At 68.0% G+C, this 10558-nt stretch carries 9 protein-coding genes; 6 read left to right on the top strand and 3 right to left on the bottom strand.

Annotated elements, in window-relative coordinates:
• Nucleotides 1-16: 16 nt before the first annotated feature.
• Complete coding sequence (locus ACNPM4_RS01200) at nt 17-2458, bottom strand: DNA gyrase/topoisomerase IV subunit A (protein ID WP_448984419.1); 2442 nt, start codon at nt 2456-2458, stop codon at nt 17-19.
• A 44-nt stretch (nt 2459-2502) separates the two neighbouring features.
• On the opposite strand from ACNPM4_RS01200, the gene ACNPM4_RS01205 reads away from it, so the two are divergent.
• Nucleotides 2503-3624 carry an alkaline phosphatase family protein gene (locus tag ACNPM4_RS01205; RefSeq protein WP_448984420.1) on the top strand — a complete coding sequence of 374 codons (1122 nt, stop codon included), beginning with the start codon at nt 2503-2505 and terminating at the stop codon, nt 3622-3624.
• Nucleotides 3625-3672: 48 nt separating this feature from the next.
• On the opposite strand, the gene sepH is transcribed toward ACNPM4_RS01205, so the two are convergent.
• A complete protein-coding gene (sepH, locus tag ACNPM4_RS01210) occupies nt 3673-4716 on the bottom strand; it encodes a septation protein SepH (protein ID WP_029263262.1) in 1044 nt (347 codons plus the stop codon).
• A gap of 196 nt (nt 4717-4912) precedes the next feature.
• On the opposite strand from sepH, the gene ACNPM4_RS01215 reads away from it, so the two are divergent.
• Nucleotides 4913-5206 (top strand): DUF4193 domain-containing protein, encoded by a 294-nt coding sequence (locus ACNPM4_RS01215; protein ID WP_105725536.1) that lies wholly within the window; start codon nt 4913-4915, stop codon nt 5204-5206.
• 75 nt (nt 5207-5281) lie between these two features.
• On the opposite strand, the gene ACNPM4_RS01220 is transcribed toward ACNPM4_RS01215, so the two are convergent.
• Nucleotides 5282-5755 carry a DUF3093 domain-containing protein gene (locus ACNPM4_RS01220; RefSeq protein WP_448984421.1) on the bottom strand — a complete coding sequence of 158 codons (474 nt, stop codon included), beginning with the start codon at nt 5753-5755 and terminating at the stop codon, nt 5282-5284.
• 3 nt (nt 5756-5758) lie between these two features.
• Between ACNPM4_RS01220 and dut the strand changes: the two genes are divergently transcribed.
• The 4 genes from dut to ACNPM4_RS01240 all read left to right on the top strand — a co-directional run bounded on the left by dut (nt 5759) and on the right by ACNPM4_RS01240 (nt 10532).
• Complete coding sequence (gene dut / locus ACNPM4_RS01225; RefSeq protein WP_448984422.1) at nt 5759-6229, top strand: dUTP diphosphatase; 471 nt, start codon at nt 5759-5761, stop codon at nt 6227-6229.
• Nucleotides 6226-6813 (top strand): DUF3710 domain-containing protein, encoded by a 588-nt coding sequence (locus ACNPM4_RS01230; RefSeq protein WP_029263266.1) that lies wholly within the window; start codon nt 6226-6228, stop codon nt 6811-6813. The genes dut and ACNPM4_RS01230 overlap by 4 nt, the downstream gene beginning before the upstream one ends.
• Nucleotides 6810-7544 carry a DUF3159 domain-containing protein gene (locus tag ACNPM4_RS01235; RefSeq protein WP_029263267.1) on the top strand — a complete coding sequence of 245 codons (735 nt, stop codon included), beginning with the start codon at nt 6810-6812 and terminating at the stop codon, nt 7542-7544. Before ACNPM4_RS01230 ends, ACNPM4_RS01235 begins: the two co-directional genes overlap by 4 nt.
• Before the next feature lie 153 nt (nt 7545-7697).
• Nucleotides 7698-10532 carry an aconitate hydratase gene (locus ACNPM4_RS01240; protein WP_448984423.1) on the top strand — a complete coding sequence of 945 codons (2835 nt, stop codon included), beginning with the start codon at nt 7698-7700 and terminating at the stop codon, nt 10530-10532.
• Nucleotides 10533-10558: the final 26 nt, after the last annotated feature.

Raw genomic sequence — 10558 nt, forward strand, 5'->3', positions numbered from 1 at the left:
CCCCCCTCTCCCGTTCTCAGACGAGCGTGCGGCCGATGCTGCCGATCACGCCGTCGATGGGCTGACCAGAGCCGTCACGTCGTGCTCCGGACTCGGGGAGCTTGCGCACGGCACCGGTCGGGTCGACAGCCAGCGGGGGGTTCGGTCCCACCCAGGCGACGGTGAGCCGATCTTCGCCCTTCAGGAACGAGTGTGCGCGCACGCCGCCCGTCGCGCGGCCCTTCGCCGGGTATTCCGTGAAGGCCGAGACCTTCGCACGTCCCGGTTCCGTGCCGGGCAGGATGCTCTCGCCACCGGAGACCGTCGCCACGACGGCCTCCGCCGTGGGATCGACGACGCCGAAGAACAGCACGGTCGCACCGGAGCCGAGCTTGACACCGGCCATGCCGCCCGCAGGTGCTCCCTGAGGGCGCACGTTCGCGGCGGGGAAGTGGAGCAGCTGGGCATCGCTCGTGACGAACACGAGATCGGAGTCGTCGCGGGCCTCCGCTGCTCCCACTACCGTGTCGCCGGGCTTCATGCCGATGACTTCGAGGTCGGGGCGCACCGGCAGCGACGACGGGACGATGCGCTTCACCGTTCCCTGCGCCGTCCCGAGAGCGATCGGCGTCTCGCTGTCGAAACGCACGAACCCGAGGATCCGCTCGTTCCTGGTCGTGATCCCGAGGTAGTCACGCAGCGGTGTCCCCGCAGCGAGCTGGACGGAGGTCGCGGGGACGGAAGGCAGGTCGACGGGGGAGAAGCGCACGACACGGCCGAGGCTGGTGAGAGCCCCGATCTCCGCGCGGACCGTCGTCTCGACCGTCGTCAGGATCGCGTCGTGCTTGCTGCGGCGTGCCGGAACCGTGAGCTCCTGTCCCTCACCGAGGTCGACCCGCACGGCGCGGCCCGTGGTGGAGAGGACCAGGACCGTGGGGGCGTCGGCGATCTGCAGATCGACCGCTCCCTTGGTCGCTCGTGGCTTCGGCGGAGCGGCGTTCATCAGAAGCGTACGGCGCGGTGTGCCGTAGGCATCGGCCGCAGCATCGAGCTCCTTGGCGACCACGCCGCGCAGGAGCACCGGGCTGCCGAGCAGCTCACGGAGCGAGGCGATCTCTGCCAGCAGCGCATCGCGCTCGGTCTCGAGCTCGATGCGTGAGAACTTGGTCAGGCGACGCAGTCGCAGCTCGAGGATGTACTCGGCCTGCAGCTCGCTCAGATCGAACACCGAGCGCAGACGTGTGCGCGCCTGCTCCGAGTCGTCGGAGGAGCGGATGACCTGGATGACCTCGTCGATGTCGAGGATCGCGATGAGCAAGCCCTCGACGAGGTGAAGACGTTCCTCGCGGCGCGCGAGGCGGTAGCGACTCCGCCGCGTGATCACTTCGAGGCGATGGCCCACGTAGACGCTCAGCATCTCCTTCAGGCCGAGGGTGCGCGGCTGGCCGTCGACGAGTGCGACGTTGTTGATGCTGAACGAGTCCTCGAGCGGGGTCAGGCGGTACAGCTGCTCGAGGACCGCGTTCGGGTCGAACCCGGTCTTGACGCCGATTGCGACGCGAAGCCCGTGGTTGCGGTCGGTCAGATCGGTGACGTCGCTGATCCCCTGCAGCTTCTTCGCCTGCACGGCGTCGCGGATCTTCTCGATCAGGCGTTCCGGGCCCACCATGTAGGGCAGCTCGGAGACGATGATGCCGGTGCGCCGCGGACCCAGGGGCTCGATCGACGTCTTACCGCGGACCTTGAGCGCTCCGCGTCCGTTCGCGTACGCGTCCTTGACGCCGTCGAGACCCATCAGGATGCCGCCCGAGGGGAAATCGGGACCGGGGACGAACTCCATCAGCTCCTCGGTGGTGGCATCCGGGTTCTCGAGCAGGTGGGTCGCGGCCGCCACGACCTCGATGAGGTTGTGCGGCGCCATGTTCGTGGCCATGCCCACGGCGATACCGCTGGCGCCGTTGACGAGGAGGTTCGGGAACGCGGCCGGCAGCACAGCCGGCTGCTGGAACTGACCGTCGTAGTTCGGGATGAAGTCGACGACATCTTCGTCGAGGTTCTCGGTGAGGGCGAGCGCCGCCGCGGCGAGCCGGGCCTCGGTGTACCGTGCAGCAGCCGGACCGTCGTCGAGGGATCCGAAGTTGCCGTGGCCGTCGATCAGGGGCACACGCAGCGCCCACTCCTGCGCGAGACGAACCAGCGCGTCGTAGATCGCGGAGTCTCCGTGAGGGTGGAGCTTTCCCATCACCTCGCCCACGACACGGGCGCTCTTGACATGGCCGCGGTCGGGGCGCAGCCCCATCTCGGCCATCTGGTACAGGATGCGGCGTTGCACCGGCTTCAGACCGTCACGGGCATCGGGCAGAGCGCGGGAGTAGATCACCGAGTACGCGTACTCGAGGAACGAACCCTGCATCTCGGCGGAGAGATCGATGTCCTGGATGCGCTCCTCGACGGGCTCGGGCGGCGGGGTTTTCGGCATGGACTTCCTGAGGGCGTACGGGAGCCTGTGTCAGACTGGCTCGGATGTCCCTCATGCTACCGTCCGCGTCGCCCAGCGCCCGGAGCGTCGTCGGGGTGGCGGACGACCTGTTCGCCGCGCTCCGAGGCGGATCCGAGGCGCTTCCGCGTGCGGACTCCGTCGTCCTCGTCGTCGTCGACGGTCTCGGGGCGATCAGCCTCCGCGCACATGCTGGTCACGCCCGCACGCTGACGGCCGGCATGGCGAAGAAGGATGTCGCGCAGTCGGTGTTCCCCTCGACCACGGCCGCCGCACTCACCAGCATCGTCACGGGAGTGTGGCCGGGGGAGCACGGCCTCGTCGGCTACCGGGTGCTCGATGTGAGCCGCGACGTGCTCGTCAATCAGCTCAGCGGCTGGGAGACCGACGGGATCGACCCGCTCACCTGGCAGCCGGTGCCGACCATCTTCGAACGGGCAGGTCGCGACGGACACGAGAGCTTCGCGGTCGGATTCGCCGGATACGCGCACAGTGGATTCACGAAAGCCACGCTCCGAGGCGCGGAGTTCGTCGCCGCGACCACGGCGGCAGCGCGCATCGAAGCCGCGTACACGCTCGCCCAGACCCACCCGGGATCCCTCGTCTACTGCTATCTGCCCGAGGTGGATAAGGCCGGCCACAAGCACGGGATCGCGTCTCGCGAGTGGGTCGCGGCGCTCGAGGACATCGATGCCGCTCTGGCCACGCGGGTGCCACCGGCCGTCGGGGTGCTCGTCACCTCGGACCACGGGATGGTCGACGTGGGAGCGGATCGCCAGGTCGTGCTGGAAGAGTCGCATCTGCGGGGCGTGCATCACGTCGGTGGCGAGCCGCGGATGCTGCACGTCTACCTCGACCCCGACGCTGACGCCGCGGCGGTCTCTGCTCGGTGGCGGGCGGATCTGGAGGGGGTCGCCGACGTCGTCACCCGCGAGGAAGTCATCCGGAGCGGACTGTTCGGCGCGACTGTCACCGCAGCAGCGTCGGCACGGATCGGCGACCTGCTCGCCATCGCCCGCGGCACCTGGGCCCTCTACGACGGCACTGCGGCCGACCAGCGCGGGCGCGGCATGATCGGGCAGCACGGAGCGCTCACGCCCGAGGAGCGGCAGGTGCCCCTGATCAGGCTCGGCGCGTTCGCGCGCTGACGCTGCCAGCGCGAACCGGCAGGGGCGCCGCTTACTCCTCGGCGCCGCTCACTCGTCGGTGCGAGCTCCGAAGACGATCTCGTCCCACGAAGGCATGGCATTGCGGCGTCGACGGCGACCGCCGGATTCGCCGGCGTCGGAAGGGGCGGCCTGGGCCGAAGGCTGCGCCGGCTCGGGCTCGTCATCGGGCTGCTCGAGGGCGTCGAACAGCGAGATCGGGTCGGAGTGCTCGTCATCGTCGGGCTCGTCGAGCAGCGGAGCGGTCTCGCGCTGACCGCGACGGCGACGGAGCGCCTCCAGCAGGTCTGCGGTCTCGGGGCTCGTGTTCTGCGCGGAAGGCGCGCGCTTGATGGCGGCATCCTGCGCGGCGATGTCGGAGCGCTCCGGGAGCGAGGGGTCTTCGAACTCCGCTTCCGGCGCCGGAAGCAGACGCGGACCGAAGGCGCCGGAGTCGAACCGGCTCTCGTCCTTGTAGGGGGAGTTGGTGCGTTCCGCATCCACAGCACGAAGGCGGGGGATGAGCCCTTCGGGCAATGATCCCTGGCGCGAGAGCTGGGTGGCGTCGGCATTCAGCGGCGAGAGAGCGCTGCGGCGAGGGTCGAAGCTCCAGCGGGCATCGTGGTCGACGTCGTTCGCCGTGAATTCGAGCTTGATCGTCCAGCTGGAATCCTCTTTCCAGCTCGCCCACCGCTCCGCCGTCGCTGCGACCTCGGCGAGCTTCGCGCGGACCGCGACGCCGAAGGTCGGCTGGGCGTCTGGTTCGACCTCGCTGCCGATCAGCACGGGAACCGCGAGTGCCTGGCCGATGATGTGCTCGCGCTCGGCGAGGACCGGACCTTCGAAGCGGGCGACGTCGTCGACGCTGATTCCCAGCAGTTCGGCGACCTCGGGAGCCGTGAGTCCGGCGCGGATCTGCGCTTGGATGTCACGCGGGCTCGCGGCGAGCTTCTGTGCGGTGGGCTCTGCCTGGCGGGTGGCGCGACGGATCTCACGCTGCAGCACGTCGTCGATGGGCAGCGAGAACCGCTCGCCCGACTCGGTCGCGAGTACGAGGACTCCTGCTTCTGTGCCGACGATGGTGACGTTTTCCATGCGAATGCCCCTCTGATGGGTGTCCGTTCATGGTGTCACGCATGCGGCGTTCGGACCGGGAATACCCTGGGCGTGCCGTGAGTTTGCTCTGTCGCACGGACCGCATTTGCGTTATGTCCCCCGGTCGTGCAAACTATGGCCGCCGATACCCGACGGCGCACCACCCACTCGCACCATGAAAGTGGAGATCTACCGCATGGCAACCGATTACGACGCCCCCCGAAAGAGCGAAGACGACTCCGAGTCGATCGAAGCCCTCAAGGAGCGTGTGCCGGACAAATCTTCCGGCTCAAGCGGGGACGAAGACTCCGACAACCCGTCGAACTTCGACCTTCCGGGTGCCGACCTCTCCGACCTCGAGCTCGACGTCGTCGTGCTGCCCGCGCAGCAGGACGAGTTCACGTGCATGAGCTGCTTCCTCGTGAAGCACCGCTCTCAGCTCGACCACGAGGGCGCATCCGGGCCCATCTGCAAGGAGTGCGCTGCGTAAGCAGTCCTCCGAGCGACGTCTCACGCGCCCCCGACCGCTCGGTCAGGGGCGCGCTGTCGTATGTGAGCGGGCCCGTCAGGAACGGGCAGTGCGGATGGCCGCCGCGAGTCGGTCCGGTGTGCGGGTCGAGATGCTCCACGTGTCGACCGGGTCGTCCGCGTCGAGATTCGGAACGACGACGATCCCGCCGATCCCGCCGCGGATCAGGTGCCAGCCGCGGGCGGGGAGACCGGGACCGCGTGCCTGTCGGGCTTCTTCGCCGACGAGCGCCAGCGGTTCGCCGAGGTGCTCGACATCGATGTGTGCGCGACCGGCGCGCAGGATGCGGCCCTCCACCGACACGACCGGCGTCGCCGCGATGAAGCCGAGCACCAGGAGCGCGGAGACGGCGGCGCCGACGATGAGCGCGAAGGTCGACCCGATGGGCACGAAGACGAGAGACACCATCGGTCCTGCGACCGCGACGGTGACCAGCAGCCAGAGGCTGGGAGAGAGTCGTTCGCGATAGCGGGCACGTGCGTCTGTGGCGGGGTTCTGCATTAGCCTCATGGGGTGACCGATTCCGTTGATGTCCCCATTATCGCTGCAGTGGTGCCCGGATACGCGCATCCGGGCGACGCCGGCGCCGCTCTGGTCGCGGCGGAGGCCGTGCATCTGGAACCGGGCGAGCGCGCTCTCGTGGCCACCGGAGTCCGGATCGCGCTTCCCGACGGCTATGCGGCCTTCGTGGTTCCGCGCAGCGGGCTGGCCGCCAAGCACGGGATCTCGATCGTGAACTCGCCGGGGACGGTCGACGCCGGATACCGGGGCGAGATCAAGGTGAGCCTGATCAACACCGATAACAGGAGCGCGTACGATGTGGCCGTCGGCGATCGCATCGCGCAGCTGATCATCATGCCGGTGACACGCGCCACGTTCATCTCGGTGGACGAGCTGCCGGACAGCGTCCGCGGCGCCGGCGGTTTCGGCTCCACCGGGTACCAGGCGGGGCTCACGCAGAACGAAGCGGGACAGAACAGATGACTGACAACAACGCGACCCCCTCCAAGTCGGCACCCGCGAACCGCGGCACCGACGGACCTTTCGACGACTCCGAGGCGAACCCGGTTCGCCCGTACATCGACCTGGGCGGGATCAAGATCCTTCCACGCGAGGGGCTGAACCTCCGGCTCGAGGTGGAAGAGCAGACCAAGCGCATCGTCGCCGTCGGCCTCGACTATGCGGAATCCTCGCTGCAGGTGCAGCCGTTCGCGGCGCCGCGCTCCGGCGGACTGTGGGATGAGACGCGCGTGCAGCTGCGCGACCAGGTCAAGGCACAGGGCGGCCGCGTCGAAGAACGCGACGGCCCGTTGGGCAAAGAGCTCCTCGCCGAGGTCCCGGCGACCGCGAGCGAAGGCTCCGGACTGCGCCTCGCCCGATTCATCGGCATCGACGGTCCCCGCTGGTTCCTTCGCGGCGTGATCGGCGGAGCGGGTGCGTCGGATCCCGAGGCCGGCGCCAAGGTCGAGGATCTGTTCCGCTCGATCGTCGTCGTCCGCGGTGGCTCTCCGATGCCCCCGCGTGATCTGATCCCACTCAAGATGCCGGCGACCCCGGGCTCCGCGTGAGCGTCCCAGAACCCGACCCGGAACGCGAGAAGAGCACCTCCGAGATCCTCGGGGCGGCTCTCGGCAGCGCCGCCCGCCGTGCCGGGCTCGACCCGGCGGAGACCGCCAGCACGCACAAGGTCGTCTGGTCGGCGATCGGCGGGGTCCGCGGCATCCTCGAATCGGTGCTGCCGAGCCTGGCCTTCGTGATCATCTTCACGATCCGCCCCGAGCCGCTGATCCTGTCGCTCGGTATCTCGGTCGGCCTCGCTGCGGTCTTCACGATCGTCCGCCTCGTGCAGAAGTCGCCGCCCTCCGCGGCGATCGGCGGACTCGTCGCCGCGGCCGCCGCGGCTGCGCTCGCGCTGTGGACCGGTCGCGGAGCAGACAACTTCGTCCCGGGTCTCATCACCAACGCGGTCTACGGTTCGGTCATCCTCGTGTCGGCCCTGATCGGGTGGTCGTTGATCGGCCTCGCGGTCGGTTTCCTGATGGGGGAGGGCACCACCTGGCGGAACGATCGGCGCAAGCGCCGCGCCTACTTCTGGCTCGGGATCGCGTGGGCTGCGCTGTTCTTCGCCAGACTCGCCGTGCAGCTCCCGCTGTACCTCGCAGGCGATGTGACCGCACTCGGCACGCTCAAGCTCATCATGGGCCTCCCGCTCTTCGCGCCGTTGATCGCGGTCACCTGGCTCGTCGTACGCGCTCTCCATCCGCGTGGTCCGTCGCGCGAAGACGCCGCCGAGGCATGATAGATTTATCTTGACATCAAGATAAATCGCAGGCTTTCGCCGGTGAGCTGCGCGGAGCAGACTGGTTAGGTCCGCCTTGCTAGCCGCAGGGGCTCGCTGGCGAGCAAGATGGAGGCGCCTGTCGCTCCCATCCGAATAGAAGGAGACGGATTCGTGTCCACGGTGAACAGCTTCGGTGCCAAGAGCACCCTGACAGTCGGCAGCACCGACTATGAGATCTTCCGCATCGACACGGTGCCCGGTTTCGAGAAGCTCCCCTTCAGTCTCAAGGTCCTCCTGGAGAACCTGCTTCGCACCGAGGACGGTGCGAATGTGACGAAGGCGCAGATCGAGGCGCTGGGTTCGTGGGATGCCGCGGCAGAGCCCAATACCGAGATCCAGTTCACGCCCGCGCGCGTGGTCATGCAGGACTTCACCGGTGTGCCCTGCATCGTCGACCTCGCCACGATGCGCGAGGCCGTGACGGCCCTCGGCGGTGACGCGAACAAGATCAACCCGCTCTCGCCCGCCGAGATGGTCATCGACCACTCCGTCATCGCCGACCTGTTCGGCTCGGAGAACGCCCTCGAGCGCAACGTCGAGATCGAGTACGAGCGCAACGGCGAGCGTTACCAGTTCCTGCGCTGGGGCCAGACGGCCTTCAGTGACTTCAAAGTCGTCCCGCCCGGAACCGGCATCGTCCACCAGGTGAACATCGAGCACCTGGCCAAGGTCATCTACGACCGCGACGTCGACGGCGTGCTCCGCGCATACCCCGACACCTGCGTCGGCACCGACTCGCACACCACCATGGTCAACGGCCTGGGTGTGCTGGGCTGGGGCGTCGGCGGCATCGAGGCCGAGGCGGCCATGCTCGGTCAGCCCGTGTCGATGCTGATCCCGCGTGTCGTCGGCTTCAAGCTCTCCGGCGAGATCCCCGCCGGCGTGACCGCGACCGACGTCGTGCTCACGATCACCGACCTGCTGCGCAAGCACGGCGTGGTCGGCAAGTTCGTCGAGTTCTACGGTGAGGGCGTCGCGTCGGTGCCGCTCGCCAACCGCGCCACCATCGGAAACATGTCTCCCGAGTTCGGCTCCACGGCGGCGATTTTCCCGATCGATGACGTGACCCTCGAGTACCTGCGCCTGACCGGCCGCAGCGAAGAGGCCGTCGCGCTGGTCGAGGCGTACGCCAAGGAGCAGAAGCTCTGGCACGACGCGAACGTCGAGCCGACCTTCAGCGAGTACCTCGAGCTCGACCTCGGCACCGTCGTGCCGTCGATCGCCGGCCCGAAGCGCCCGCAGGACCGTATCCTCCTCTCCGAGGCGAAGGCCCAGTTCGAGCACGACATCCTGGGCTACACGACGGCGTCGACCTCCGACGACATCGTCGACCTGGAGTCGAAGCACTCCTTCCCGGCATCCGACCCGGGCTCTGTCCCCGGCGAAGAGGAGCCGACCACGCGTCCGGTGCACATCAACAGCGGCGCTCCGGCGAACGCCTCGAAGCCCGTCCCGGTCACGACGCCGTCGGGGGAGAAGTACATCCTCGACAACGGCGCCGTCACGCTCGCCGCCATCACCTCGTGCACCAACACGTCGAACCCGTCGGTGATGATCGCCGCCGGTCTCGTCGCACGCAAGGCGCTGGAGAAGGGCCTGAAGCAGAAGCCGTGGGTCAAGACCACGCTCGGCCCCGGCTCGAAGGTCGTCACCGACTACTACGAGAAGTCCGGCCTGGACAAGGACCTCGAGGGCCTCGGCTTCTACACGGTCGGCTACGGCTGCACGATCTGCATCGGCAACTCCGGTCCTCTGATCGAAGAGGTGTCGGAGGCGATCAACTCCCACGACCTCGCCGTCACGGCTGTCCTCTCGGGCAACCGCAACTTCGAGGGGCGCATCAGCCCCGACGTGAAGATGAACTACCTCGCCAGCCCACCGCTGGTCATCGCCTACGCGCTGGCCGGGTCGATGCACTTCGACTTCGAGAACGACGCGCTCGGCAAGGGCACCGACGGCGAAGACGTCTTCCTCAAGGACATCTGGCCGACTCCGGCCGAGGTGCAGGAACTCGTCGACTCCTCGATCTCGCGCGAGCAGTTCATCAAGCAGTACGCGACGGTCTTCGACGGCGACGAGCGCTGGCGCAGCCTGCCCACGCCGGATGACGCGATCTTCCAGTGGGACGAGAACTCGACCTACGTCCGCAAGGCGCCGTACTTCGAGGGCATGACGATGGAGCTCACCCCGGTGAAGGACATCGAGGGCGCACGTGTCATGGCGACTCTGGGTGACTCGGTCACCACCGACCACATCTCGCCCGCCGGAAACATCAAGGCCGGCACGCCGGCGGCCCAGTACCTCACGGAGCACGGCGTCGACCGCAAGGACTTCAACTCCTTCGGTTCGCGTCGCGGCAACCACGAGGTCATGATCCGCGGAACCTTCGCGAACATCCGTCTGAAGAACGCGATGGTCGCGGCCGTCAACGACGGACAGGTCGTCGAGGGTGGCTTCACGCGTGACTTCACGCAGCCGGGCGGCCCGCAGTCGTACATCTACGACGCGAGCATGAACTACCAGGAGCAGGGCACGCCCCTCGTCATCTTCGGTGGCAAGGAGTACGGCTCCGGTTCGTCGCGCGACTGGGCGGCCAAGGGCACGAGCCTGCTGGGCGTCAAGGCGGTCATCACCGAGAGCTTCGAGCGCATCCACCGCTCGAACCTGATCGGCATGGGCGTCGTCCCGCTGCAGTTCCCCGCCGGCGAAAGCTGGGAGTCGCTGGGCCTCGACGGCACCGAGATCGTCTCGATCACGGGGCTGGAAGAGCTCAACAACGGTGTCACGCCCAAGACGGTCAAGGTCACGGCCACCCCGAGCGAGAACTCGCCCGAAGGCAAGCAGCCGGTCGAGTTCGACGCGGTCGTCCGCATCGACACACCCGGTGAGGCGGACTACTACCGCAACGGCGGCATCCTGCAGTACGTGCTGCGTTCGCTGGTCTGATCGCACAGACGAAGGGACTCCGATCC

It is taken from the genome of Microbacterium umsixpiens, from assembly GCF_053543675.1.

Excerpts from the sequence above, each read along its gene's own strand:
- ACNPM4_RS01220 (WP_448984421.1), bottom strand. The coding sequence starts at position 5,755 with ATGAGGCTAATGCAGAACCCCGCCACAGACGCACGTGCCCGCTATCGC.
- ACNPM4_RS01205 (WP_448984420.1), top strand. The coding sequence starts at position 2,503 with ATGTCCCTCATGCTACCGTCCGCGTCGCCCAGCGCCCGGAGCGTCGTC.
- sepH (WP_029263262.1), bottom strand. The coding sequence starts at position 4,716 with ATGGAAAACGTCACCATCGTCGGCACAGAAGCAGGAGTCCTCGTACTC.
- ACNPM4_RS01200 (WP_448984419.1), bottom strand. The coding sequence starts at position 2,458 with ATGCCGAAAACCCCGCCGCCCGAGCCCGTCGAGGAGCGCATCCAGGAC.
- ACNPM4_RS01230 (WP_029263266.1), top strand. The coding sequence starts at position 6,226 with ATGACTGACAACAACGCGACCCCCTCCAAGTCGGCACCCGCGAACCGC.
- ACNPM4_RS01215 (WP_105725536.1), top strand. The coding sequence starts at position 4,913 with ATGGCAACCGATTACGACGCCCCCCGAAAGAGCGAAGACGACTCCGAG.